This is a genomic window from Rhodanobacter sp. G2-10 (genome assembly GCF_055809185.1).
The window spans coordinates 3491050-3517255 of sequence record NZ_CM147900.1; the positions used below are offsets into that span (position 1 = coordinate 3491050).

Consider the following 26206-nt stretch of genomic DNA (forward strand, 5'->3'; position numbering starts at 1 on the left):
CGTGACCTGCACGACGCGGCCCGCGCCAGGCTCGTCGAGCGCGGCGAGCCTGCGAAAGATCATCGGACCACGCCCAGAGTCAGCGCGGAAGCAGCCGTCGGAACGCGCTCAGGGCAGGGCGGCGGCGGATGCTCCAAGCACGTGTCCGCGAACCTCGGTGCCATACAGGGACATGGGCGTATCGTGGTATTTCTTCCGTGTTTCGCCGACGTTACCGTTGTAGCGCGGATCTTGCGGCCGTTCGTGCGAATTCATGAACATCGCCACGTCCCATGCGTTCTGGTCGCTCAACGTGTCGCCGCGACTGAACGGCATGTTGGCCTTGATGAAGGCTGCGGCGTTGTCGAGTTGATGCATGCCGGCGCCCCAGTTGAACGACTGCGGCCCCCACAGCGGCGGAAACACCTGCCGGCCGGCGGCCCGCTGGCCCTGACCATCGCTGCCGTGGCACAGCGCGCAGTTCGCCGCGTAGACCTTTTCGCCGCGCGCGTAGTCCGGCGGCTGCGGCGGCTTGAAGCCTTGCTTGGGATAGCCGGCGCCCTTCAGTTTCACCCCGACCGGCGCACCCCTGGCCATCCACCACGCATAGGTTTGCAGTGCCACCATCTCGGGGCTGTCCAGCGGCGGTGCCTTGCCGTTCATGCTGAAGCGGAAGCAGCCCTGCAGGCGTTCGCCAAAGGTGTTCACATGGCCGTTCTTCTTGCGGTATTGCGGATACACGCCCCAGGCGCCCCACAGCGGCGCGGAGTCGGCCCGGCGGCCGGCGTCGAGGTGGCAGTTGCTGCAGCTCAGGCTGTTGCCGACATAGGCACGGGCGTGGGCCGGGGTGTCGGTGAAGATGGCGCGGCCTTGACGAATCACCTCGCCAAGCGGGCCGGCGGGAATGGACGACTCGGCTGGCGGCGTGAACGTGACCTCGGTCGGTTTGGCCGCCGCCGCGGGCGCGACCGTTGCCGCGCTCGCCGGCGCTTTCGCCGCACTTTCGGCGGGCGGCTTCGAACTGCAGGCACCGAGGGCAGCCAGCGCCAGCACCAAGGGAATGGCCGATACGCGCGAACTCATGGCGTGTCTCCCGCAGTGGGCAAAGGTTGCGCCGCGAACCATGCCGCCACCGCCTCGATCTCCTGCGTGCTGAGCGCGCTGGACAGATGCTGCATCAGCTGCAGCGGATCATTGTGCCGGGTGCCGTTCTGCCATGCCTTGAGTTGCGCCACGATGTACGCCGCCGGCTGGCCGGCCAGCGGCGGGAAGTGGGCGCCGACGCCGACCCCGGCCGGGCCATGACATTGCACGCAACCAGGCACATTCCGGCTCCAGTCGCCACGCGTGGCCAGCAGCGCGCCCACGCTGTCGGCGGCCGGCACCGGCGTTGCCGGTTTGGCGAGAGTCGGCGGCAAGGGCAACTTGCTGTAGTACAGCGCCAGCGCGTGGCGCTCGTCCTCGTCCAGCGCGGTGGCGGTGGGCTTCATCACCGCGTTGTCGCGCGCACCGCTGGCAAAGTCGTCCAGCTGCTTCTGCAGGTAGGTGGCGTCCAGACCCGCCAGGCGTGGATTGCCGGCCGCCGCCTGACCACCGCCATCGACTCCGTGGCAGGCGATGCAGGGCGCCGCGCCCTTGCCATTGCCCTGCCGGGCAATCGCGGCGGCGTCGGTCGCTTGGGCCAGCAGGGGTGCGCCCGACAGGACAATCACGGCGAGGACGAGCAGGCGATGGCGCATGGCGCTCTCCTTCAGTGGGCGCTCTGGAATCCGTACTTGCGGTAGACCGCCTGCGCGGCGGGACTCTGCATGAAGGTCATGAAATCCTTCGCCGCCTGTTCGTGCGGTGCGTTGCGCATGCGCGCGGCGGTATAGGTCGCCACCGCGTTCTGCGCGGCCGGGATCGCCACCGTCTCGACCGGATGATGCAGGATCTGCTGCTGGAAGTACGCCTCGGTCGACCACACCGGCGCCGCGTCCGACTCGCCCTGCAGGACGCGCAGCGGCGACTGCCGATGATGGATGTGGGTGAGGAAGGTCGTGCCATCCTCGACCTTGGTCTGCATGATGGTCTTGTCCAGCGCCGCGCCGCCGGCCTTGCGATAGCTCGCCTCGATCTGCCGGGCGATGCCCTCCCACGCCGGGTTCGGCATGCTAACGCGCACGTCGGCGCGGCCCAGGTCCTTCAGGCCCTCGATGTGCTTCGGGTTGCCCTTGGCGACCAGGATGGCCAGCGGATTGCGCGCGTAGTCCCAGGTATCGGCAAACCAGCCATGCTTCTTCTGGTTCTCGGCGATGGCGCCCTTGCCGGCGGTGTAGATGTCGGGCTTGAGCGTGATGCGCATATTGCCCATCACCAGTGCGCCGCTTTCGATCTGCCTGGCCAGGATGCCCGGCGGCAAGGTCTCGACGAAGACACGCTGATATTGCGGGTGCGCCTGCTTGAACGCCGCCATCAGGTCATGCACCACCATGAACTGGTTGCCGGCGAAGAACACCACCAGCTGCGGATCGATGATGTCACCGTGCAGGTCGGCAATCGCGTCCACCGGCGGCACGCTGAACTGCAGGCCGGCCGGCGGCGGATTCCACGGCGGCAGAAAATCCTGGGCGGCCGCCGCCGGTTTGGTGGCCGCACTGGCACCGAAGGCCAGCGTGCATGAGAGGGCGGCCAGCAACAGCCGCGGGAACCAATGACGCATGATGGCTTCCTCCGTTTCCGTGAAATTACTGAGGCAACAACGCGTAGCCCTGCTGCTGCAGGTCGATCACCGTGGTCAGCCCGGACAGCGCCACTTTCACGCTCGAATCGACCCAGTCGTAGTGGAACTGATGCTCGGCCACCGCCTGGGCACAGACCGCCACGTCGACACCGGCCTTGCGCAGCTGGGCGATCACCGGCAGGTTCGGGTTGGCCACACCGTACTTCTTGCGGTACTGGGCATCGTTCAGCACGATCGGCGTGGCCGGGCCGGCGGCGATCGCCACGAACTTCAGGTGCGACAGCGGCACGCCGGCGTTGACATACAGATTCACCGCGCGCGCCACATGCTCCAGCGACGAGCTGACCTCGGTGGGCTTGGCCCCGAAATGGCTGAGGCTGAACACCACCTTGTAGGTGGCATGCGGATCGGGCTGGTAGGCCGCCTGCGGCATGGGATGGATCTTGCCGGCGCCATGGATGGTTGGCGTCTGCCAGAAGCCGTCACCGGCGAAGGCAGCGGTGGAGAACAGGCCCAACGCGAGCAGAACGGGCAGGAGCGAACGGAGCATGGCGACCTCGCTGAAATGGCGGCAACGCAGAATGGCGCCCGGTCATGCTATGCCCGCTCCGGTTCATCGACCAAGGATGGATTTGTGATCAAGGCGATAAACGAAACTTATGGTTCGCCGCCACCCCCATCACGCTGGCGCGGATCGCTGCGCAAAATAACGCGCGGGCGGCTGGCCGAAATGGCGCCGGAACATGGCGACGAAAGCGCTCACACTCCCATACCCCAGGGCATCGGCCACCTCGGCGACCGGTTCGCCGACGGCCAGACGCTCCAGCGCCCGGCTCAGCCGCGCCTGCTGCCGCCACTGCGCAAAGCTGCAGCCGGTCTCGCTGCGGAACAGCCGGCTCAAGCTGCGCGCGGACAGCCCGGCCCAGCTCGCCCACGCCTCCAGGCTACGGGTGTTGTGCGGTTGCACCAGCAGATGGCGCGCGATCCGCAGCAGGCGGCGATCCACCGGCATCGGCAGGTGCAGTGGATAGTCCGCGATGCGTGCACCGCGCATTTCGTCCATCAGTACCTCCATGATGCGCTGCTGCTCGTCATCGAGTTCATCGCTTTCCGCCCAGGCGGCAGCGCGGTGTACCAGCGCGCGCATCAGCTGGTTGGCGCCCAGCACGCTCGGTTCGGTCGGCATGCCCCGGGCAGCCTGCGGCGCCACGAACACGCCCCAGCCACGGGTGGGCTGGATCACGGTGGCCGTATGCTCCTCGCCCGGCGGCATCCAGCCCACGCGATGCGGCGTGAGCGTCCACAGACCGAGCCGCGTGCGCACGCTTACCAGGCCGCTTTCGACGTACATGAACTGGCCGCGCAGGTGGCTGTGCCAGGAGGTTTCCTGGTCGGGCGGCAACTCATCCACCACGAAGGCGATCAGGCCCGGACCATCGGCGCGTTCGATACGCTGGAATTGTTCCGCGTGCCCCATTGGCGCGTTCTCGACATTTTTTGACGGTTTCACGTTATCAGGCCAACGCATCGTAAAACTACACTTTTCTGCTCCGGGCAGTTCAGTATGTCCCGCCGGGCGTCCTGTCGAATCCCCGACGACAGGAACGTCTTCCATCTGACCCTCAGAAGGAAAGCGATGGCCATGAATACCTCCACCTTGCTCCGTCCCCCGTTTCCCCTGAGCACCGACGAGGCTTGCGTTACCTTCGTTGCCGCGGCGCAATTGATGCTCGATCCTGCGACCCCCGAAAACGTGCGCCGCGACGCCGAGCCGCGGCTGCTTGCCCAATTGCCGACCCTGCGTGCGCTGGGTCTGTTCGACTTGTTCGAACTGCGCGATCCCGCGTTGCGGGCGCTGGTGGCCGACGAACTGGGCGGGTCGCCCACGGCAGGCGGCAGCTCGAAGCGGTAACTTTGCCCACGCAAAGGCCGTCACAGATATAATTGCCTTGACAATTATCGTTTCGGCAATAAAATGCCCTGCCATGAACCTGACCGACACCCCGCAAAATTCGCTCGCGGCGGATGAAGCGCACGCCCCCAGCCTGGGCATGTTGCTGACCATGGTGCGTTCCGAAATCGTGCGCGCGATCGAGGCTGAGCTGGCAAGCCAGGGTCTGGACCTGAGCTTCACGCAGTTCCTGATCCTCAAGAAGGCGCACCTGCTGGGCCCGGTTTCGGCCACCGAGCTGGCCCGTGCGGTGGAGATCGACGGCGGCGCCATGACGCGCCAGCTCGACCAACTGGAACGCAAGGGTTACCTGCGCCGCACGCCGGATGCGCAGGACCGGCGCGCACTGCGGATCGAACTGACCGAGGCCGGCAACCAGGTATGGCGAGACACGGTCTCGGACTGCAGCCAGCGGGTGATGAACGCCGCCCAGCGCTCGCTCGACAAAACCGAACAAACCCAGCTTCACAACTACCTGCAGCGCGTGCTGCGCGCGCTGCGCGACAAATCATGAAACTTGCCGGACCCCACCCCATGCGCCTGCACCTGTTCGCGGCCGCGGCTGCACTGACCCTCACCCTGGCCGCCTGCGCCAGCAGCGGCGGGCTGCACCCCGACGGTACGCCGACCGACCCCGCCACGCTGAAAAGCGCGAACAGCCTTGCCGCGGTCAGCAAACCCGGCGCAGCCTGGCCCGCCACCGACTGGTGGAGTGCCCTGGGTGATCCGCAGCTGGATGCGCTGATCGAGGAAGCGCTGCAGAACAACCCCGGCCTGGCCGTGGCCGATGCACGCGCACGCGCCGCGCAAGCCGAGGCCGGCCTCGCCGATGCGGCGCGTGGCCCCAGCGTGAACGCCGGCGCCAGCGCGTCGGGCGCGCGCATCCCGACCACGGTGATGCCGGCCGACAGCGGCGGCGGCCATTTCAACGTGGCCAAGTACGCCTACGCCAGCTTCAAGTGGGGACTGGACCTGTGGGGCGGCAAGCGCGCGGCGTGGCAGGCGGCGCTGGGGGCATCGCGCGCCGCCGCCATCGACGCGCGCGCCGCCCGTATCGAATTGTCCGGCAACGTGGCGCGCGCCTACGCGCAGCTCGGCTATGCCTTCGACCAGCAGGATCTGGCGGCCGGCGAGCTGAAGCGTGCGCAGCAGTCGCGCAAGCTGACCGCCCAGCGTGTGACCGCCGGCATCGACAACCGGATCGCGCTGAAACAGGCCGACGGCGAAGTGGCCACCGCCGAGCAGGACGTTGCGCTGGCCGAGCGTGCCGTCAGTGCGGCGCGTTCGTCATTGGCGGTGCTGCTGGGCAAGGGGCCGGATTTCGGCAACGACATTGCCCGCCCGACACTGCTCACCCCCGCCCAACTCGCCGTGCCGGAAAACCTGCCGGTGGAACTGATCGGCCATCGTGCCGACCTGGTCGCCGCGCGCTGGCGCGTCGAGGCCGCGAGCAAGGACATCAAGGCGGCCAAGACCGAGTTCCTGCCCAATATCAGCATCGGCGCCCTGGCTGGCGTGATCCGGCTGGGCAGCGGCAATCCGTTCACCCTGAAGTCGCGCTTCTACCAGGTGGGTCCCTCGCTGAGCCTGCCGATCTTCGACGGCGGCAGCCTGCGCGCCAACCTCGCCGGCAAGGATGCGCAATACGACCTGGCCGTGGCGCAGTACAACCAGACCCTGGTTGGCGCCGTCAATGAAGTCGCCGACGACGTTTCCGCCTTGCAGTCGCTGAAGCAGCAGATCGCCGCGCAGCGGCGCGCGCAAACCGCGGCGGAAGACGCCTGGGAGCTGGCGCTGCAACGCTACAAGGCCGGCATCGGCAGCTACCTGGAAGCACTCAGCGTGCGCCAGCAGCTGCTGCAGGCCAACCGCGGCATGGCCGCGCTGCAGGCGCAGCAGGTCGACCGCTCGGTGCAGCTGATCCAGGCCCTCGGTGGCGGCTATCGCCCGCAAGGGCAGGCCGACGCGCCTGCACCGTCCTCTTCAACTTACGCGCATTCCTGAGGCAGTCCCCATGTCCGCTCAACCCACTCCCGAATCCGCTGACGGCCAGACCGAGGCCCGCAAAACTACCCCTCCACCGAAAAAATCGCGCGGCGTGATGCTGCGCGTGCTCGGCGTCGTGGTGCTGCTGGCCGCGATCGGCTGGGGCCTGTGGTATTTCTTCGACGGTCGCTGGTATGAAAGTACCGACGACGCCTACGTCAACGGCAACGTGGTGCAGATCACGCCGCAGGTGCCCGGCACCGTGGTCAGCATCGGCGCCGACGACGGCGACCTGGTGCATGCCGGCGACACGCTGGTGAAGCTCGACCCCAGCGACGCCGACGTGGCGCTGGCCGAGGCGAAGGCGAACCTGGCACTGACCGTGCGCAAGGTGCGCGGCCTGTACTCCAGCGTCAGCGGCGCGCACGCCGATGTGGCCGCGCGCAAGACCGCGGTGGCCAAGGCGCGCTCCGACTATCAGCGGCGCGTGGCGCTGGCCAAATCCGGCGCGATCTCGGCCGAGGAACTGGCTCACGCCAGCGACGCGCTCACCACCGCGCAGAACGCCTTGATCACCGCGCAGCAGCAGTACCAGACCAGCAAGGTGCTGGTCGACGACACCGTGGTCGCCTCGCACCCCGACGTGCAGGTGGCCGCGGCGAAACTGCGCGCGGCGTACCTCGCCGATGTGCGCACCACGCTGCAGGCACCGGTGGACGGCTATGTGGCCAAACGCTCGGTGCAGGTCGGCCAGCGCGTGCAGCCCGGCACACCGCTGATGGCGGTGGTACCGCTGCACGGCGTGTGGATCGACGCCAACTTCAAGGAAACCCAGCTCACCGACATGCGTATCGGCCAGCCGGTCGACATCGAATCGGACGTCTACGGCAGCGCCGTGAAATACAAGGGCAAGGTGGAAAGCCTCGGCATCGGCACCGGCAGCGCGTTCTCGCTGCTGCCGGCGCAGAATGCGACGGGCAACTGGATCAAGATCGTGCAGCGCATCCCGGTGCGCGTGGTGTTCACCGATCCCAAGCAGCTGGAAAAGCACCCGCTGCGATTGGGCATGTCGCTCAATGTCGACGTCAACCTGCGTGACAAGAGCGGCCCGACCCTGGCGCAACAGGCGCCGACCCAGCCGATTTTCAGCACCGACATCTACAAGCAGCAACTCGCCCACGCCGATGCGGCGATCAAGCAGATCATTCACGCCAACATGGCTGGCGGGAAGTAGGACTTCGTCGGGAATCGGGAATCGGGAATCGGGAATCGGAGAAGCAACCGCGCCCCACCCCGGACGGCTTTTGCCATTCCCGATTCCCGATTCCGCAATCCCCAATCCCCAATCCCGATCCACCAATCAACCCTAAATGACCGCCCAATTCCGCCCACCCAATCTGGCACTGAGTACGGTCGGCCTGTCGCTGGCCACCTTCATGCAGGTGCTGGACACCACGATTGCCAACGTCTCCTTGCCGACGATTGCCGGCAACCTCGGCGTCAGCAACGACCAGAGCACGTGGGTGATCACCTCGTTCGCGGTGAGCATGGCGATCTCGCTGCCGCTGACCGGCTTCCTGACCCGGCGTTTCGGCGAGGTGAGGCTGTTCACGGCCTGCACGCTGTTGTTCGTGGCGTCCTCGTTCATGTGCGGCATCTCGCAGAGCATGGGCATGCTGCTGGTGTTCCGCGCCATCCAGGGCGCCGTAGCCGGGCCGATGTACCCGATCACGCAGAGCCTGCTGATCGGCATCTATCCGCCGGCCAAGCGCGGCATGGCGCTGGCGCTGCTGGCGATGGTGACGGTGGTGGCGCCGATTGCCGGACCGATTCTCGGCGGCTGGATCACCGAGAACTATTCGTGGCCGTGGATCTTCTTCATCAACCTGCCGATCGGCATCTTCTCCAGCGTGGTGATCGCCAACCAGCTGCGCGGCAAGGTCGAGAAGCTGGAACGACCGAAGATCGACTATGTCGGCCTGATCACCCTGATCATCGGCGTCGGCGCGCTGCAGATCGTGCTGGACAAGGGCAATGACGCGGATTGGTTCCACTCCAACTTCATCATCGTCGCCAGCATCATCTCGGCCATCGCCATCGCGATCTTCCTGATCTGGGAGCTGACCGACCCGGACCCGATCGTCGACCTGAGACTGTTCCGCCACCGCAACTTCACCACCGGCACGTTGGCGATGGTGCTCGGCTATGCCGCGTTCTTCTCCATCGCGCTGCTGGTGCCATTGTGGCTGCAGCAGAACCTGGGCTACACCGCGACCTGGGCCGGTTTCGCCACCGCGCCGCTGGGCGTGATTCCGGTGCTGCTCACCTTCTTCGTGGGCAAGTACGCCACGCGCATGGACCTGCGCCTGTTGGCAGCGGCCTCGTTCCTGGTGATGGGCATGACCTGCTTCATGCGTTCGGATTTCTATCTGCAGATCGACTTCTACCACGTGGCGATGGTGCAGTTGCTGCAGGGGCTTGGCGTGGCGCTGTTCTTCATGCCGACGCTGACGATCCTGCTGTCGGATCTGCAGCAGGACGAGATCGCCGCCGGCTCGGGCTTGTCCACCTTCCTGCGCACGCTCGGCGGCAGCTTTTCCGCCTCGATCACCACTTTGATGTGGACGCGCGGCGCGGTCACCCATCATGAGCAACTGACCGAACACATCACCCCCTACAACCCGATCAGTCGCGAAGCGATGCAGCACCTGGGGCATGGCGATCCGCAACTGGGCGGCAGCGTGATCAACGGCATGATCACCCAGCAGAGTTTCCAGATCTCGTTCAACGAGGTGTTCCATGCGCTGGGCTGGATCTTCATCGGCCTGGTGCTGGTGATCTGGCTGGCCAAGCCGCCGTTCACGCCCAAGACCGGGCGCGTCGCCGGCGGCCATTGACGCACCCGGCGAGCCGAACCCGCCCTGCAACCGCACGTAGGGCGGGCTTTGCCCGCCGGCTGTTGCTCGCTCGCGTACTGCAGGCTATCCCTGATCCGTTGTCCGCAAGGCCTGCCCGGGAACAACGGCGAATCAGAGCTCGAAACCCATCCCGAGCAGTGCCATGGTTTCGCCGCGGTTGGGTTCATGCAAACCGGCGTTGGAGACGTGGCGAATCTGCACACTGAAGCGCCGACCCTGCCACCCCAGCGTGGTCACGAATTCATACCCGCTACTCAAGGCCTGCGTGCGACCGTGCGTCGCTGCCGGCTGAAAGCTCACGAACCATCCACGCCCATCGTCCGCGGCGTCGCCATGCTGGAAGCGCGCACCGGCGGCGAGCAGCCATACATCATCCTGCGTGCTATAGCGGCTGAATCGGTAGCGGGCCACGTCGCGGCCATCGATCCAGCCCAGCGAGACATCAGGCGCCCAGGTCCACCGACTGTCGCCGACCCGATGCGCGTCGAACACCGCTTCGACAAATGCGGTGCGGGCACCATGATTGTCCATGTAGCTGCGCCCGCCTTGAATCTGCAGACGAGCGGCATGGGCCGGCAGCACCCAAGCCGCCAGGACAAGCATCAGAACGAGATGACGGGCGCCGATGGCAGTAACGGAACGATGCATGATCTCCTCGATTCGAAGGCGAGAAATGTTTGTGCACCGTATGGTTCACTAATTTCCGTCACATCGAGGTGAAGCGCCGCCGCCGACATCGAGCCGCGCGGCTGGCGGTTCTCGGCCTCAGCAAAAGCGAACCCCGGCCAGCGCCGGGGTTCGCGCAACCACTTTGCCTGCGCCAGCCTATCGGGAAACCGGCGCCTGCAGATCCGGGCTATCCAGGTCCAGTGCCGTGGACTGGAGCAAGACCGCCGTGGGATGCTCCTTGCGGATCGTCTTGGCGAACTGGGCGGCATCGCCTACCACCACCACGTGGCTGGCATCGCCATCCAGATGCTTGTGCGCGTACTTCTCGATCTGCTTCGGCGTGACCGCCTGCACCTGCGCGATGTATTTGCCGATCTCGTCCAGCTTCACGCCGTAGATCGCCAGGTCGGCCACCTGCTCGGCCAGCCCGGCCGTGGTTTCCAGGCTGCGGCCATAGCTGCCGATCAGGGTCGCCTTGCGCGCGGCGAGCTCGTCGGCGGACACGCGGGTGCTGCCGAGCAGCTTGAACTGCCCGAGCATCAACTCGACCACCTGCGGCGCCGACGGATTCTTGGTCTGCGCCGAGGCCATCCAGATACCGGCATCGCCCAGCGATTGCAGGCGGCTGCCCGCACCGTAGGACAGGCCGCGCTTGATCCGGATTTCCTCGTTCAGGCGCGCCGAGTACGAACCGCCGAGCACGGCGTTGGCCACGGTGCCGACGTAGTAGTCCTCATCCTTGCGCGGCGGCGCAGCATGCGCCACGACCACGCCGGCCTGACCGGCACCGTGCTGGTCGATCAGCAGGATCGACGGCAGTTTGCTGGTACGGCGGCCGGCGGGTCGTGGCGGCAGCGGCGTGGCCGGCTTCTGCCAGTCGCCGAAGCTGGCTTGTGCCAACTGGGTGGCCTGCGCCGGGGTGATGTCGCCGGTGAGGATCAGGATGGCGTTGTCCGGTCGGTACAGCGCGCCGTGCAGCTGCTGCACGTTGGCCCGGGTGATGCGCGCGATCGAGTCCGGCGTGCCGTTGCGCGAATGACCGTAGGCGCCTTCGCCGAACACGCCACGACTGGCCGCCAGCGAGCCCAGCGCGGTGGGCCGGCTCAGTTGCAGGCGCAGGTCGTCGACCGCCTGGGCACGCGCGCGCTTCAGTTCATCGGCGCTGAAGTCGGGATGGCGCACCACGTCGGCCAGCAAGGCCAGCGCCGCCGGCACTTTCGGCGTGGTCACGGTGATGCCGACCGCGCTCTCGTCCCAGCCGGCGAAAGCGTTCAGCGTACCGCCCAGCGCCTCGGCGGCCGCCGCGATCTGTGGCGCGGTCTTGCCCGCCGCGCCCTTGCTCAGCAGGTTGGCAGTGAGGTCGGCCAGCCCGGCAAGACCGGGCGGGTCCATTTCGCCGCCCCGGCGTACCACCAGCTGCGCGGTCACCAAGGGCAGGCCGGCGCGGCGCACGCTGATCACCTCCAGACCGTTGGGCAGGACTTGCGTGGTCGGTGTCGGCACGTTCAGTTGCGGCGCCGGACCGGGAGCCGGCGGCGTGGTGGGGAAGTTGCTGGCTGCGGCGGTAGCGGCGAGCAGGTTGCCCGAGGCAAGCAGGATGGCCGCATAGACGGCCGTGCGGAGAATCGTGGTACGGCTCATTTCGCTGCTCCCTTGGCGGCGGCCGGCGTGGCCTTGGCCTGCGGCAGGTAGTCGATGATCACCTTCCTGGCGCCGGTGATGTATTTCTGCATGACCCGGTGCACGTCCTTCTCGCTGACCTTCTGCAGCGCGGCGAGGTCGTCGTTCACATGCTCGACGTTGCCGTCGATCAGGCTGGCCTCACCCAGCGCGAAGGCGATGCCCTGCGCCGTCTGCCGCTGTTTCAGCTCGCTGGTGAGCAGCTGGGTCTTGACCTTGTCCAGCTCGGCATCCGGAATCGGCTGGGTCGCCAGCCACACGACCTCCTCGTTCAGCAGTTTCTCGGCCTCGGCCGGTTGGTGCCCGCTGGCGAGCACCGCGTAGACGGTGAACAGGCCCGGCCCGACCCGTCCGTCCGCATCGGCACCAGCCTCCTGGGCCACCTGGTGGCGATACACCAGCGACTGGTACAGGCGCGAGGAATCACCGCGTGACAGCAAGGCGGCAGCCACCTGCAACGGGATCCGGTCGGCACTGTCCGACGCCGGCGGGATCAGCCAGGTCATCGCCACCGCCGGCAGCGGCGCGGTTTCGCTGGTGATGGTGTAGCGCTGGTCCTGCTTGCGCACCGGCTCCTTCGCGGTGACCTGCGGGATCGGTGTGCTCGGCTTCGGAATCCAGCCGAAATACTGGTCGACCCAGGCGTCGAGCTGCCTGGGGTCGAAGTCGCCGGTGACGATCAGGGTGGCATTGTCGGGACGGTAGAAGGTGTTGTGGAAATCGATCACGTTCTGCAACGAGGCCGCTTCCAGGTCAGGAATGCTGCCGATCGTCGGGCGCTTGTACGGATGCACCGTGTACGAATGCGGGTCGATCGCGTTGAACAGCTTGCCGTAGGGATTGGCCAGCACGCTCTGGCGATACTCCTCTTCCACCACGGCGCGCTCGGACTTGAAGTTCTTCTCGTCCACCTTGAGGTTGGACAGCCGTTCGGCCTCCGCCCACAGCAGGGTCTTGAGGTGGTTGCTCGGCACGACCTCGAAGTAGTTGGTGACGTCATCGCCGGTGGAGGCGTTGTTGGCGCCGCCCACGTCCTCGGTGAGCCGGTCCATCTGCTCGGCATGCATGTGCCGGGTGCTCTTGAACATCAGGTGTTCGAACAGGTGGGCGAAGCCGGAGCGGCCCTGCGGATCGTCCTTGGAGCCCACGTGGTACCACATCTGCACCGCCACGTTGGGGCTGGCGTGGTCTTCCGCGCTGATCACCTGCAAGCCGTTGGGCAAGGTGCGCTGCTGGTAATGGATGGGCGGGATTGCGAGGTCGGCCGCCCGTGCCGGAGGCGCAACCGCCGCGGCGGCAAGCAGGCCGAGGGAGGCCACCAGGGTGGCCGAACGCAAGCACTTGATCATCCGCAGTCCTTTGGGGTGGAAAGCACAAACAATAGCAAGCGGCGCGACGGGCGGGGATAGCTTGCGAAGCAGTTGTTTTACCCGGGTAGTATTGACAGGGATTTTAGCCCGGGTAAAATCGCCAGCCTGCAAATCTGGCAAGGCCGCACAATGTCGCCGTCCGAAACAACCTCCTGCATCGCTTTCGATGGCCAAAGGCTGCTCGCGCAAGGCGCGTTGGCCGAAGTCGCGCGTGCCGCAAAACTGGCGCTGGACGCCGGCGCTGCCGGCCCCTTGCTGGTGTTCGACGAGCGCGACAGTCGTCAGATCGAGATCGATTTTCGTGGCGGCGTCGACGACGTGTTGGCGCGCCTCGCGCCCCAGCCCGCACCCGCCACGCCGGCGCCACGCGGGCCGGGCCGGCCCCGGCTTGGGGTGGTGCCGCGCGAGGTCACCTTGTTGCCGCGACACTGGGACTGGCTGGGCCAGCAACCCGGCGGCGCCTCGGCGGTCTTGCGGCGCCTGGTCGAGCAGTCCATCCGCCATGGCGGCGCAAAAGAGCGCGCGCGGCAGGCGGCGGAATCGGTCGACCGCTTCATGCGCGTGATGGCCGGCGACGAGCCCGGCTATGAAGAAGCCTCGCGCGCGTTCTATCGTGGCGACCGCAAGCGCTTCGCCACGTTGACCGCCGGCTGGCCGCCGGATGTGCGCGCACACTTGCGCCAGTTGGCCGCGATCGCCTGGGACGAACGCGAAGACGCCGGTTGAGGTCGACTGCAATACCCTGCCATCCCCACACCAAGCCACCGCCCATACCCGCGGAACCACACCGATGACACCCACTGCCCGCCGCGATTCCGTTTTCGCCAATCACAACTTCCGCCTGCTGTTCGGCGGCAGCACGATCTCGATGTTGGGCGACCAGTTCACCCTGGTCGCCTTGCCTTGGCTGGTGCTGAAGCTCACCGGCAATCCGGCCGCACTGGGCATCGTGCTGGCCACGATGGCGTTCCCCCGCGCGCTGTTCATGCTGATCGGTGGCGCGGTGGTGGACCGCTTGTCACCGCGTCGCGTGCTGCTGGCTGCGCGCGGGGCGAACGCCGTGCTGGTCGCCTTGCTCGCCGCGCTGGTGTGGCTGGGCGATATCCGGATGTGGCTGGTCTACGCGATCGCGCTGGGCATCGGCCTGTCCACCGCGTTTGCCTATCCGGCCGGCTCGGCGATCCTGCCGCAGCTGGTGACCAGGGATCAGCTGCAGCCGGCCAACGCGCTGGTGATGGGCATGCGCCAGCTCAGCATGTTCGTCGGGCCGGCGCTGGCGGGGCTGGTGATCAGCCTCGGCGCACATGGCGCGCAGGCGCAACCGGTGCAGGACGCCAGCGGACTCGGGCTCGCCTTCGGCATCGACGCGGTCAGCTTCGCGTTCTCGCTGGGTTCGCTGGGTTTGATCCGCATTCACAGCGACTTCCATCCCAAGCCGGTGGTCGGCGGCGTGCTGTCCAACGTGGCCAGCGGCGTGCGCATGATCTGGGCCGACTTGCCGCTGCGCGCCTTCATCCTCTACGCCGCGGTGGTCTCGGTCTTCGTCGGCGGGCCGCTGCAGGTCGGCCTGCCGGTGCTGGCCGACACGCGCATGGATCTGGGTGCGGCCTCGCTGGGCATCCTGATGACCGCCAACGGCGGTGGCATGCTGCTGGGCAGCTTCCTGTCCGGGATTGCCAGTCGCTCCGCGCGCGGCCGGCTGGGCCTGATGGTGCTAACCATCGACAGCCTCGCCGGCCTGGCCCTGGCCGCGCTGGCGCTGGTGCATTCGACCATCACCGGCGCCGTGCTGCTGGCCGGCACCGGCGTGCTCGCCGGGATCGCGCAGATCGCGATCGTCAGCTGGATCCAGCGTCGCGTCGCGCCGGAAATGATGGGTCGCACCATGAGCGTGCTGATGTTCACCTTCATGGGCCTGGGCCCGATCTCGGCGGCCATCGCGGGCAGCCTGCTTAACGTGATTTCACTGACCACGCTGTTCGCCGGCGCCGGCGTGCTGCTGAGCGCGATCGCGCTGAGCTGCATGGGCAGCCCGGCGCTGCGCAGCATCGGCGCAGCGCGGCCGGAAGTGGCGGCTTGAGCCAGAGCCGGCGGGCATAGCCCGCCCTACGGCACCGCGCTGGTGGCGCGTGCGCTTCGGTTTTGTAGGGCGGGCTCTGCCCGCCAGCGGCTGACCGCGCTGCTCGCCGGCGCCGGCGTGCTGCTGACTGCGATCGCATGGAGCTGCATGAGCAACCCGGCGCTGCGCAGCATTGGGACGGCGCGGAAGGATGTGGCGACTTGAGCAGGAGCCGGCGGGCATGGCCTGCCCTACGGCACCACGCTGGTGGCGCGTGCGCTTCGGTTTTGCAGGGCGGGCTCTGCCCGCCGTCCTCGCAAGCAACACTCACGAAGCCGTCTGCGGCCGCCCCAGCGCTTTCAGCCGCTTCTTCTCCGCCCGACGCAGCTTGCGCGCCGCCTTGCGGATCTTGCGGTCGTGGTTCCACAGGTAGATCGCCGGGGTGCTGAGCAGGGTCAGCAGTTGCGACACCAGCAGGCCGCCGACGATGGCGATGCCCAGCGGCTGGCGCATTTCGGAGCCGATCCCGAAGCCGATCGCCAGCGGCATCGCCGCGCCCATCGCCACCAGGGTGGTCATGGTGATCGGGCGGAAGCGCACCAGCGCGGCTTCGCGGATCGCATCGGGGGCGGACATGCCGTGCTCGCGCTCGCGCACGAGGGCGAAGTCCACCATCAGGATCGCGTTCTTCTTGACGATGCCGATCAGCATCAGGATCGCGATGATCGCCATCAGCGACAGCTGCGTCTGCGTGACCAGCATCGCCAGGAACGCGCCGGCGCCGGCGGCGGGCAGGGTGGAGAGGATGGTCAGCGGGTGGCCCAGGCTTTCGTAGAGGATGCCCAGCACGATGTACATGGCCAGGATCGAGCCGAGCAGCAGCACCATGCCGTTCGATTGCGCCTGCTTGAGGCGCTGGTTGGCGCCGGTGTATTCCACCTTGACGCCATCCGGCAGGTGCAGCGCGAAGGCGGCCTGGTCGACCAGCGCCACGCCGCGATCCTGGGTGACGTCCTTGGCCAGGTTGTAGCTGATGGTCACCGCCTGCAGCTGGTTGTGGTGGCGCACGCGCAGCGGGCTGATCGCCGGCTCCATGGTGGCCAGCGCGGAAAGCGGAATCATCTTGCCCTGCTCGCTGCGCACGCGGATGTTCAGCAGCGACTGCGGGCTCAGGTTCTCGTTCGGGCTGGCGTTGAGCACCACCGCGTACTGGTTGATGTCGGAGTAGATCTGCGACACCTGGCGCTGGCCGAACGCGCTGAACAGCGCGGTGTCGATGGCGCCCACGCTGACGTGCAGCCGCGCGGCGGCCTCGCGGTCGATGCGCAGCTGCTGCTGCTTGCCGACCTGGTCGAACGGGCTGCTGACGTCGCGGAACTCCTTCAGCGTGCGCAACTGGCGCACCATCTTCAACGCCCATGGCTGCAGGTCGCTGCCCTGGGTGCTGGTGAGCTGGAACTCGTACTGGCCGCCGCGGTCGCCGCTGCCGCCGCCGCCGAGGAATTGCGAGGCGCTGACCGACACCTTGACGTCGGGCAGGCGGTCGTACTGTTTCGACAGGCGCTCGATCACCGCCTTGATGCCTTCATCGCGCTCGCCCGGGCCATCGCCGCGCGGCTTGAGGTCGACGAACATCTGCGCGCTGTTGCCTACCGCGCCGCCGGCACCGTTGCCGCCGAGCAGGGTCAGCTGGTCGAGCACGGCCGGGTCGGCCTGCATGATCTTCTGCACCTGCCGCGCGCGCTCGGCCAGCACGGTGGGCGAGATGTTGGCGTCGGCGTCGATCTCCACCTGCAGCTGGCCGGTGTCCTCGTCGGGCATGAAGGTGCCGCCGGCGGTCTTCACCACCGCCGCGCCCAGCGCGAAGGTGAGGATCAGCAGCAGCAGCGGCTGCCAGCGCATCAGCCGGCGATGGCGCATGGCCCAGTCCAGCGCGCTTTCGTACATCCGCAGCAGGCCTCGGTCAAAACGCTCCACCGCCCGCTCGATGCGCCCCGGCGTCGGTGCCGGCACCGGTTCGTGCTTGAGCAGGTGGCCGCACAGCGCCGGGGTAAGCGTGAGCGAGACGATCGCCGAGATCACCACCGCGGCGGTCAGCGTCACCGAGAACTCGCGCAGCAGCATGATCAGCATGTTGTTGCCGAACAGCAGGGGCGCGAACACCGCCACCAGCGACAGCGTGATCGAGACCACGGTGAAACCGATCTCGCGCACGCCACTCAGCGCCGCCGGCAGCGGCGCCATGCCTTGTTCCATGTGGCGCACGATGTTCTCGATCACCACGATTGCATCGTCCACCACGAAGCCGATGCACAACACCAGCGCCACCAGCGACAAGGTGTTGAGCGTGTAGCCGAGCATCCACATCACCACGAACGCGCCGGCCAGCGACAGCGGTACGCTGAGCATCGCGATCAGGGTCGGCCGCACCCGGCGCAGGAACACCAGCATCACCAGCGCCACCATCGCGATCGAGATCAGCAAGGCGACCTTGACCTCGTGCAGCGCCGACTGGGTGGTCTGGGTGAGGTCGAACACCGGCAGCATGTGCACGTCCGACGGCATCGAGGCGGCCAGCTGCGGCAGGCGCGCGCGGATTGCCGCGACCGTGGCCACCGCATTGGCCTCGGGCCGCTTGGTGATCTGCAGGCCGACCGTGCGGGTGCCGTTGAACCAGGCTGCCTGGTACTGGTCCTGCTGGCCGGAGTAGACCTTGGCCACATCGGACAGGCGCACCGGCGCGCCATTGCGTTCGGCAATCAGCAGGTTGGCGAACTCGGCCGGCTCGCGCAGGCCGTCGTTGGCGCTCACCGTCATCTGTGTGCGACCGTCGCTGATGATGCCCTGCGGCGAGTTGACGTTGGCGGCGCGCAGCGCATTGGCCACGTCATTCGCGGTAAGCCCCTTGGCGGCCAGCGCGCGGTTGTCCAGGTCGATGCGCACCGCATGCGGCGTGCCGCCGAATACCTGCACCTGGGCCACGCCGTCGATCTGCGCCACGGCGGGTTTGAGCAAGGTGTCGGCCAGATCGAACAGCTTGTCCTGCGGCATGCCCTCGGAGGTGAGGGTGAGGAAAAGGATGGGGATCTGCGAGGTATCGAACTTGAAGTACTGCGGCGGCGCCGGCATGCCCGCGGGCAGGTCCGCCGCCGCGGCATTGATCGCCGCCTGCACGTCGCGCGCGGCGCTGTCGGCGGTGCGGCTGAAGTTGAAGCGTACCCCGATGCCCACCGCCCCTTCGTTGGCGTTGCCGTACATGTCGTCGATGCCGGGGATCTGGCCCAGGTGCCGTTCCAGCGGCGCCATCACCGTGTTGGCCATGGTCTGCGCGCTGGCGCCGGGCATGTTCGCGACCACGTAGACGCCGGGGAAATCCAGCGAGGGCAGCGCCGCCACGCCCAGCAACAGGTAAGCCCACAGCCCGGCCAGCATCAGGCCGACGGCAAGCAGCGAGGTGCCGGCCGGGCGGCGGATCAGGGGGCCGAATACATTCATGTCACGGCTCCGTGCGGGAACGACAGGCGCGACATGAGTGGCAGGGGCGTGAAGACTCGATTCATGCCGACGTTATGCCAGCCGACAGGCGCAAACGTATGTGCCTGAAGTACGCACCCTGTCGAAAGGCAGGGGTGCCCGGCCTGTAGGAGCGCACCCTGTGCGCGATGCTTTTCTGGCGTTCGACGAGATCAAAAGCATCGCGCACAGGGTGCGCTCCTACAGCTCAGGTACGCGCTATTTCGGCAACGCGGGCATGCCCTTGGGAACCCCAGGTAACTGCGGCGGCAGCGTTTGCTGGCGCCGTATCTCGGCACGCAACTTTTGCCTCTCGGCCTTGCGTACCCGATAGTCGTGCTGCCACAGGTAGATCGCCGGCGTGCTCAGCAGGGTCAGCAGCTGCGACACCAGCAGGCCACCGAGGATCGCGATGCCCAGCGGCTGGCGCAACTCGGAACCGTAGCCGAAGCCGATCGCCAGCGGCAGCGCGGCGCCCATCGCCACCAGCGTGGTCATGGTGATCGGACGGAAGCGCACCAGTGCCGCTTCGCGGATCGCCTCCGGCGGCGACAAGCCACGCTCGCGTTCGGCGACGAGGGCGAAGTCGACCATCAGGATCGCGTTCTTCTTGACGATGCCGATCAGCATCAGCACGGCGATGATCGACATCAGGGTCAGCTGGGTCTGCGTGACCAGCATCGCCAGGAACGCGCCCATGCCCGCCGCCGGCAGGGTCGAGAGGATGGTCAGCGGGTGGATCAGGCTTTCGTACAGCACGCCCAGCACCACGTACATCACCAGGATCACGGTCAGCAGCATCAACAAGGCGTTGTTCAATGCGTCGAGCAGGTTCTTGTTCTCGCCGGTGTACTTGCGGTGCACGCCGGAAGGCAGGTTGGCCTTGAAGATCGCCTGGTCGACCAGCTGCAATCCGTTGGCCGGGGTAATTCCCTTGGCGAGGTTGTAATTGAGCGAGGACGATTCCAGTTGGTTGAAGTGGCTCACGCTGGCCGGCGCCAGGTGCGGCTGGATCTTCGCCAGTGCCGAGAGCGGAATCATCTTGCCCTGACTGCTGCGCACATAGGTGCCGAGCAGGCCCTGCGGATTCAGCGTGTCACCATGGTCGGTGGTGAGCACCACGCGATACTGGTTGATGTCGGAGTAGATCGTGGACACCTGACTCTGCCCGAACGCGTTGTACAGGGCGGAGTCGATTGCCCCCATGGTCACATGCAGGCGCGCCGCGGCATTGCGGTCGACCTGCACCATCTGCTGCGTGCCGATGTCGTCGAAGCTGCTGGTGACATCGGTGAATTCCTTCATCCCCCGCATCACGTGTTCGAGTCGCAGGGTGGGCTCCTGCAGCGGCGTGCCGTCGATGCTGTCGAGCTGGAACGAAAACCGGCCGACGCCGCTGCCACCACCACCGCCACCACCACCGCCGAAGAACTGCACGGCCGAGATCGAGACGTCGAGATCGCTGACGTTCTTGAAATGCTCGGCCAGTCGATCGACCACCTTCTGCACCTCGACGTGGCGATCGCCCGGTTTGTCACCCAGTGGCTTGAGGTCGACGAACAGGTTCGAGCCGTTGCCGCCGCCCACGATGGTGGAGACATCGAGCACGGCCGGGTCGGCCTGGAATACCGCCGCCACTTCGCGCGTGCGCGCGGTCAGCCGGGTCGGCGAAATGTTCGGACCCGCGCTGATCCGCACCTGCATCAGGCCGGTGTCTTCCTTCGGCATCAGGCCGCCGCCCGCGGTCATGCCCACCAGCACTGCCAGCACGCCCGTCATCACCAGCAGGATCGCCGGCTGCCAGCGCATCACCCGGCGATGGTGCATGGCCCAGTCGAGCGAGCGCTCATACAGGCTCAGCAGCCAGCCATCGAAGCGCTCGGCCCAGCGTTCCACCCGCCCCGGCGTGCGCGTGCCCTCCGGCTCGTGCCTGAGCGTGCGTCCGCAAAGCGCCGGCGTCAGCGTCAGCGACACCACCGCGGAGATCACGATGGTGGCGACCAGGGTCACCGCGAACTCGCGCATCAGCATGGTGAACATGTTGTCGCCGAACACCATCGGCCCGAACACGGCAATCAGCGACAGCGTGATCGAGACCACGGTGAAGCCGATCTCGCGCACGCCGGTCAGCGCCGCCTGCAGCGGCGCCATGCCGCGTTCGATGTGACGCACGATGTTCTCGATCACCACGATCGCATCGTCCACCACGAAGCCCACGCACAACACCAGCGCCACCAGCGAAAAGATGTTCAGGGTGAAGCCGAGCATCCACATCAGGATCAGCGCGCCCGCCAGCGACAGGGGCACGCTGAGCATCGCGATCAGGGTCGGGGTGAGCCGACGCAGGAACAGCAGCATCACCAGCGCCACCATCACGATGCTCATGCCAAGCGCCACCTCGACCTCGTGCAGCGCCGATTCGGTGGTCGGAGTGAGATCGAAGATCGGCGTGATCTGCACATCGGCGGGCAACACCGCGCTGAGCGCGGGCAAGGCGGCGCGGATTGCCTTGACGGTGGCGATCGCGTTGGCATCGGGGCGTTTGCTGATCTGCATGGTCACCGCGCGCGTACCGTTGAACCACGCCGCGGCGTACTTGTCCTGCTGGCCGCTGGTGACCGTGGCCACGTCCGACAGCCGCACCGGCACACCGTTGCGGCTGGCGATCACCAGCGAGGCGAAATCCGCCGGCGTGTGCAACGCGTCGTTGGCGGTCACCGTCATCTGGGTCTTGCCGTTGCTCAAGGTGCCCTGCGGCGAAGTGACATTCGCGGCGCGCAGCGCGTTGGCCACCTGGTTGGTGGTGATGCCCTTGATGGCCAGCGCGTTGGCATTGAGCGCGATGCGCACCGCGTGTGGCGTGCCACCGCCCACCTGCACCTGGGCTACGCCGGGTATCTGCGCCACGGCGGGCTTCAGCAAGGTGTCGGTGAGGTCGTAGAGCTTGTCCGGCGGCAGGCTGGTGGAGGTCAGCGTCACCAGCAATACCGGCACCTTGGAGGTGTCGAACTTGAAGTATTGCGGCGGCGCGGGCATGCCCGGCGGCAGGTCGGTGGCGGCGGCATTGATCGCGGCCTGCACGTCCCGCGCTGCGTCATCGGTCGAACGGCCGTAGTCGAACAGCACCTGGATCTGCGCCTGACCCTCGCTGGCACGGGAGAACATGAACTGCACGCCCGGGATGCGACCGATGTGACGCTCCAGCGGCGACATCACCGTGGTGGCCATGGTCTGCGCGCTGGCGCCGGGCATCTGCGCCACCACCGCCACGCCGGGGAATTCGATCGAGGGAAATGCGGCCACCCCGATCAGCAGGTACGCCCACAGGCCCGCAATCATCAACCCGATGGCAAGCAGCGAGGTGCCGACCGGGCGGCGGATCATCGGTGCGAATACGTTCACTTGGCTCTCCCTGATTGCCAAGCATAACGGCAGCGGCAAGACCGCGGGCAGGGCCGGGCGGCAGGCAGCGAAGACAGGACGGAAATGCCGGAAGCGTGGGGTCGGTGACTCACCCCGTCATGGTTGCCCGGATTCGTGCGGCAGGGCATGTGCCTGTCGTCCGGGGTGGCCGTGGTGAGCGTGGCTCTTGGTCGGGGTCTCCTGAATGCAGGGAACAAGAGCGGCGGGCGGAGCCCGCCCTACGGGAGCCGAAACGCCTGCTCGTTCCCGATCAGTCTTCTCTCGCTTCTCACTCCTCACTCCTCATCCATGACGGCAGGGTGAACGTCCTTGTTCGTGTTGCATCCGTGGCCGGTCCGTGGGGTGTCGGCGCCGCCTTCCCTGATCGGCGCGGGAGGGAACGGCTCAGTGCGTGGTCGGGTGGTAGCGCAGGGTCAGGAACAGGCTGCGGCCAGGCTGGTTGAAGTACCAGACGGTCTCGTAGCCGCGGTCGAACAGGTTGGCCACGCGCGCCTCGATCTGCCACGTCGGCGCAAACTGCCAACTGGCGCGCAGGTCCGTGGTCGAATAACCACCGAGCGGATGCGTATTCGCCGCATCGTCGTAACTGCGACCCGCCGCCTGCACCGTGGCACCGAGGCCGAAGGCACCGAAGCGGCGGTCCAGGTCGACTCGCGCGGTGTGTTCGGCGCGACGCGGCAACACCTTGCCATCGTTCGGCCCACCGTCATCGTTGCGTGGCTGCAGCCAGGTCAGGTAGCCCTGCAGCTTCCAGCCGCCGAGGTCCACGCCGAGCTGGCCCTCCACGCCGCGGATGCGTGCCTTGCTGATATTCATCGGGAAGTAGTGGCTGTCCAGCGAAATCAGCTGGTCGATGCGCGTCTGGTAGGCATTCAGCGCCCAGTGCCACCGGCCGCTTTGCTGGCTCAGGCCGAGTTCGGCACTGCGCGACTTCTCCGGTTTCAGGTCCGGATTGCCGCTGCCGTAGGGGAAGTACAGGTCATTGAAGGTGGGCGCGTGGAAGGCACTCCCATAGCTGGCGGTGAGCTTGAGGCCGTCATCGAAGTGGTAGCCCCAGGCCAGCGCGCCGGTGTCGTGGCTTCCGTACTGGCTGTTGTGGTCGCGACGCGCGGACAGCGCGATCTCGTGCTGACCGAAGGTGGCCTGGTACTGGGCGAACGTGCCGGTGTCATGGCGGCGGTTGGCCAGAAAGCCGGTGTCGCTGTCGATGTGCTCGCCCTGCCAGTCGACGCCCACGGTCAGCAACTGGTTCTGCGCCACGCTGATGTCGTTCTGCCACGAGGCCTGGTTGCGCCGCGAATAGATGTAGCCGGTGAAAGCCTGGTTCTTGTAGTTGTCGTAGCGGTCGAGGTTCTGGCCCACGCCGAGCGTGCTCTTCCACGCCGTCAGCGGGTTGATGCTGAAGGCCGAGCCGGCCGTTTGCTGCACCGTGCGACTGCGGTTCTGGTAGCTGCCGTCGAAATGGACCTCGCCCAGGCTGCGCAGCCAGTTGGCGGTGATCTGTGCACCGTTGTCCCAGCGGTAGCCGCCGTTGAGCACCAGGTTCTTGTTGCGGTAGGCGTCGCGGTCGGGCTCGTCGGCATAGCAGCCCGCGAAGACCTGGCCCGCGCCGACTCGGCAGGCATTGATGCCGCGCGTGTACTGCGCGCCCACGCTGGCGTTGTACCAGCCATGTTCACTGCCGCCGGACAGACCGGCCTGCCCGCGCAACAGATGGTCGCTGCCACCGGTGAGGCTTAACGACGGCACGAGGCCACCGTCGCGCGAACCATGCCGGGTGAAAATCTGGATCACGCCGCCGATCGCGTCGGCGCCGTACAGGCTCGAGCGCGGCCCGCGCACGATCTCGATCCGCTCGATCTGCTCCACCGGCAGCTGTTCGAACGCGGCCAGCCCGTTGCCGACCGAACCGATACGCACGCCATCGACCAGCACCAGCGTGTGCGAGGAATTGGTGCCGCGCAGGAACAGCGAGGTCGGCTGGCCGATGCCGCCGGTCCGGGCCAGGCTGACCCCCGGCAGACCGACCAGCAGGTCAGACACCGACACCGGCTGCAGCCGTTCGATGTCGGCGCGGGTGATCACGCTCACCGACGACAGTGAATCCTCGATCGTCACCGGCGTCCGCGTCGCAGTGACCACCACCGGGTTGAGTGTCGTGGCATCGTTCTGGTCGGCGCCTTGCGCACCCGTGGCGCAGGCAAGCAGCGCCACCGCCAGCAAAGACTTCTTCATGTTTTCTTCCTTTTGCCGCACACCCGCGCACGGCACCATCGATCAATGGGCTGGCAACCGGCAAGGGGGAAGAAGACGGAACGACGGACAGACAGGCCGTGGTTCGGCCTCGCCCACCGCGAGCCACCAGAATGCATCCAGGCCGGTCTCCGGGCTCACGAGTGGCGTGCGGTGATCCGCTCGCCTGGAACAGCGCCTTCCCGTGCATCGCACAGTGGCATTCGCCGTCCGTTCTCTCGCTTACCGTTGCGGGGGCAGCGCCGGCATTGCGGTGATGAGCACCGCGCACCGGCTTCCCGTTTCATCCCTTCGGCACGAGGCCGTCGGGACACCTGAACCCGCGCACTGTAGCCGCGATGGGCCGTTTGGGCAAACGCGATCACTGTAGGAGCGCACCCTGTGCGCGAATGCTTTTGCCGCATGCGTCAGGTGGACTGCGCACGCCGTCCGCGCACATGGTGCGCTACCGCAATTCAATCAGCCGTGCCGGCAATCCAGCTCTGCAACACCCGACAGCTGTCATCCACGAGCACCAGATCGGCACGAGCACCCGCCGCGATGCGGCCATGGCTGGCACCGAGCCCGAGGAACTCGGCCGGATACGTGCTGGCCATGCGCACCGCCTCGTCCAGCGGCAAGCCGAGCAGCTGCACGCTGTTGCGCACGGCGCCGGCCATGTCCAGCGCCGAGCCCGCCAGCACGCCCTGCGCGGTCTGGCATACGCCGTCCCTCGCAATGATGGTTTCGCCGTTGAGCACGTATTCGGGCGAATCGGCGCCGACCGGTGGCATCGCGTCGGTGACCAGCAGCATCTTGCCGCGCGCCTTCGCCGCGATCGCCACGCGCAGGCTGGCCGGGTGTACGTGGTGGCCGTCGACGATGATGCCGCACCAGCTGTCCGGATCTTCCAGCGCGGCCCCGACCACTCCGGGTTCACGACTGCCGAACGGGGTCATCGCGTTGAACAGATGGGTGAAGCCGCGTACTCCTGCGCGAAGCGCCGCGCGCGTGGTCTCGTAGTCGGCCGCGGTATGGCCGGCACAGACGATCACGCCGGCATCGGCGAGCATGCGGATGCTTTGCACTGGCACCTGGTCCGGCGCCAGCGTGATCAGGCGTACGCCGCGGTGCGGCGCGCACAGCAGGGCCAGCTCCTCGCTGCCCGGCACGTGAAAGTATTTCGCGTCGTGCACGCCCTTGCGTGCGGCGGCGAGGTATGGCCCTTCCAGATGAATGCCGAGCAGACCGGGCACGCCCTCGATCAGCGCCTGCTTCACCGCCGCCAGCGCGGCGCGCATCACGTCGAGATCGTCGCTGATCAAGGTCGGCAGGAAACCGGTGGTGCCATAACGCCGATGCGCGGCGCCGATCCGGCGGATCGTCTCCACCGTCGGCGCCTCGTTGAACAACACGCCACCGCCACCGTTGACCTGCACGTCGATGAAACCGGGCAACAGCATCGCGCCGCCGAGATCCTGCAGTGGCATGTCGCGCAAGCTCGGGTCGGAGCGCGGCACCAATGCCGCGATGCGCTCACCATCAAGCACGACGGCGAGGTCGTCGCGCCAGCCGTCATCGGTGAGCGTGCGGGCATTGGCAAGTGCGTGAAGCATGAAGGACTCCGTTGAAGGCGACGCGTAGGGCGGGCTCGGCCCGCCGGCTCCTGAATCTGCATCGCGATGGGGTGAAGCGCGGCGGGCG

At 67.0% G+C, this 26206-nt stretch carries 19 protein-coding genes and 1 riboswitch; of the genes, 7 read left to right on the top strand and 12 right to left on the bottom strand.

All coding sequences use genetic code 11. From position 1 onward, the window contains the following. Positions 1–108 precede the first annotated feature (108 nt). From AC0L58_RS15665 to AC0L58_RS15685, 5 genes are all read right to left on the bottom strand, one after another. On the bottom strand, positions 109–1062 hold the full coding sequence (locus AC0L58_RS15665; RefSeq protein ID WP_473685036.1) for a c-type cytochrome: 954 nt from the start codon (positions 1060–1062) through the stop codon (positions 109–111). After that, entirely contained in the window at positions 1059–1718 is a 660-nt protein-coding gene (locus AC0L58_RS15670; RefSeq protein WP_473685038.1) for a c-type cytochrome, read from the bottom strand. Before AC0L58_RS15670 ends, AC0L58_RS15665 begins: the two co-directional genes overlap by 4 nt. A gap of 11 nt (positions 1719–1729) precedes the next feature. Further along, positions 1730–2680: a substrate-binding domain-containing protein gene (locus AC0L58_RS15675; protein ID WP_473685040.1), complete on the bottom strand. Its 951-nt coding sequence runs from the start codon at positions 2678–2680 to the stop codon at positions 1730–1732. 25 nt (positions 2681–2705) lie between these two features. Next, the gene (locus AC0L58_RS15680) at positions 2706–3251 is read right to left on the bottom strand and encodes a DsrE family protein (RefSeq protein WP_473685042.1); all 546 of its coding nucleotides are present in this window, start codon (positions 3249–3251) and stop codon (positions 2706–2708) included. Between the two features lie 129 nt (positions 3252–3380). Then, a complete protein-coding gene (locus tag AC0L58_RS15685) occupies positions 3381–4229 on the bottom strand; it encodes a helix-turn-helix domain-containing protein (RefSeq protein WP_473685044.1) in 849 nt (282 codons plus the stop codon). 114 nt (positions 4230–4343) lie between these two features. Here AC0L58_RS15685 and AC0L58_RS15690 point away from each other — a divergent pair, with 114 nt between their 5' ends. The 5 genes from AC0L58_RS15690 to AC0L58_RS15710 all read left to right on the top strand — a co-directional run bounded on the left by AC0L58_RS15690 (position 4344) and on the right by AC0L58_RS15710 (position 9535). Further along, entirely contained in the window at positions 4344–4613 is a 270-nt protein-coding gene (locus AC0L58_RS15690; protein ID WP_473685046.1) for a hypothetical protein, read from the top strand. 73 nt (positions 4614–4686) lie between these two features. Then, positions 4687–5166 carry a MarR family winged helix-turn-helix transcriptional regulator gene (locus AC0L58_RS15695; protein ID WP_473685048.1) on the top strand — a complete coding sequence of 160 codons (480 nt, stop codon included), beginning with the start codon at positions 4687–4689 and terminating at the stop codon, positions 5164–5166. A 20-nt stretch (positions 5167–5186) separates the two neighbouring features. Continuing rightward, entirely contained in the window at positions 5187–6656 is a 1470-nt protein-coding gene (locus AC0L58_RS15700) for an efflux transporter outer membrane subunit (RefSeq protein ID WP_473685050.1), read from the top strand. Between the two features lie 10 nt (positions 6657–6666). Next, positions 6667–7872, top strand: a complete 1206-nt coding sequence (locus AC0L58_RS15705) for an EmrA/EmrK family multidrug efflux transporter periplasmic adaptor subunit (protein WP_473685052.1) — start codon at positions 6667–6669, stop codon at positions 7870–7872. Between the two features lie 136 nt (positions 7873–8008). Continuing rightward, the gene (locus AC0L58_RS15710) at positions 8009–9535 is read left to right on the top strand and encodes a DHA2 family efflux MFS transporter permease subunit (protein WP_473685054.1); all 1527 of its coding nucleotides are present in this window, start codon (positions 8009–8011) and stop codon (positions 9533–9535) included. Between the two features lie 132 nt (positions 9536–9667). On the opposite strand, the gene AC0L58_RS15715 is transcribed toward AC0L58_RS15710, so the two are convergent. From AC0L58_RS15715 to AC0L58_RS15725, 3 genes are all read right to left on the bottom strand, one after another. Continuing rightward, positions 9668–10204, bottom strand: coding sequence for an acyloxyacyl hydrolase (locus AC0L58_RS15715; protein WP_473685056.1), 537 nt, complete (start codon positions 10202–10204; stop codon positions 9668–9670). 177 nt (positions 10205–10381) lie between these two features. Further along, positions 10382–11866 (bottom strand): M16 family metallopeptidase, encoded by a 1485-nt coding sequence (locus AC0L58_RS15720; RefSeq protein WP_473685058.1) that lies wholly within the window; start codon positions 11864–11866, stop codon positions 10382–10384. Beyond that, positions 11863–13254, bottom strand: coding sequence for a M16 family metallopeptidase (locus AC0L58_RS15725; protein WP_473685060.1), 1392 nt, complete (start codon positions 13252–13254; stop codon positions 11863–11865). Before AC0L58_RS15725 ends, AC0L58_RS15720 begins: the two co-directional genes overlap by 4 nt. A gap of 150 nt (positions 13255–13404) precedes the next feature. On the opposite strand from AC0L58_RS15725, the gene AC0L58_RS15730 reads away from it, so the two are divergent. Together AC0L58_RS15730 and AC0L58_RS15735 are read left to right on the top strand one after the other, a co-directional pair. Then, positions 13405–14001 carry a DUF2239 family protein gene (locus AC0L58_RS15730; protein WP_473685062.1) on the top strand — a complete coding sequence of 199 codons (597 nt, stop codon included), beginning with the start codon at positions 13405–13407 and terminating at the stop codon, positions 13999–14001. A gap of 64 nt (positions 14002–14065) precedes the next feature. Further along, positions 14066–15355, top strand: coding sequence for an MFS transporter (locus AC0L58_RS15735; RefSeq protein WP_473685064.1), 1290 nt, complete (start codon positions 14066–14068; stop codon positions 15353–15355). A gap of 306 nt (positions 15356–15661) precedes the next feature. Here the strand turns inward: AC0L58_RS15735 and AC0L58_RS15740 are convergent, their stop codons facing one another. From AC0L58_RS15740 to nagA, 4 genes are all read right to left on the bottom strand, one after another. Beyond that, positions 15662–18829: an efflux RND transporter permease subunit gene (locus AC0L58_RS15740; protein WP_473685066.1), complete on the bottom strand. Its 3168-nt coding sequence runs from the start codon at positions 18827–18829 to the stop codon at positions 15662–15664. A gap of 237 nt (positions 18830–19066) precedes the next feature. After that, on the bottom strand, positions 19067–22249 hold the full coding sequence (locus AC0L58_RS15745; RefSeq protein WP_473685068.1) for an efflux RND transporter permease subunit: 3183 nt from the start codon (positions 22247–22249) through the stop codon (positions 19067–19069). Between the two features lie 405 nt (positions 22250–22654). Next, positions 22655–24505: a TonB-dependent vitamin B12 receptor gene (gene btuB, locus AC0L58_RS15750; protein WP_473685070.1), complete on the bottom strand. Its 1851-nt coding sequence runs from the start codon at positions 24503–24505 to the stop codon at positions 22655–22657. Positions 24506–24628: 123 nt separating this feature from the next. Continuing rightward, positions 24629–24856: riboswitch (cobalamin riboswitch) on the bottom strand. A 122-nt stretch (positions 24857–24978) separates the two neighbouring features. Beyond that, on the bottom strand, positions 24979–26118 hold the full coding sequence (nagA, locus tag AC0L58_RS15755) for an N-acetylglucosamine-6-phosphate deacetylase (RefSeq protein WP_473685072.1): 1140 nt from the start codon (positions 26116–26118) through the stop codon (positions 24979–24981). Positions 26119–26206 lie beyond the last annotated feature (88 nt).